The sequence below is a fragment of the Corallococcus sp. CA053C genome, assembly GCF_003611675.1.
In the GTDB taxonomy this organism is placed as follows: Bacteria; Myxococcota; Myxococcia; order Myxococcales; family Myxococcaceae; genus Corallococcus.
Genome location: NZ_RAWA01000901.1, coordinates 1 through 424 on the forward strand (window position 1 = coordinate 1; position 424 = coordinate 424).

Below are 424 nucleotides of genomic sequence, written 5' to 3' on the forward strand. Positions count from 1 at the left end.
GCCTTGAGGTCCACGAGCGCCGCCCGCGCCACCGCCTTGGCCGAGCCGAAGTGGCTCAGGAGCGCGCGCTTGCGGGTGGCGCCGATGCCGGCGATCTCGTCGAGCGGGTTGGCCAGCAGCGACTTCGCGCGCTTGGCGCGGTGGGTGCCGATGGCGAAGCGGTGCGCCTCGTCCCGCATCCGCTGCACGAAGTAGAGCACGGGGTCGTTGCGCGGCAGGGCCGTGGGCTGGCGGACCCCGGGGCGCCAGAACTCCTCCTTGCCCATGTTGCGGTCGACGCCCTTGGCGACGCCGATCATGGGGAGGTCCTCGACGCCGAGCTCGGCCATCACCTCGTGCACCGCCGAGACCTGGCCCTGGCCGCCGTCGATCAGGAGGAGGTCGGGCCAGGCGGGGGACTCGCGGTCGGGATCCTCCTTGAGGA

General features: G+C 72.9%; 1 pseudogene. It reads right to left on the bottom strand.

From position 1 onward, the window contains the following. A pseudogene (locus D7V97_RS43790) lies at window positions 1-424 on the bottom strand (excinuclease ABC subunit C); the annotation flags it as partial.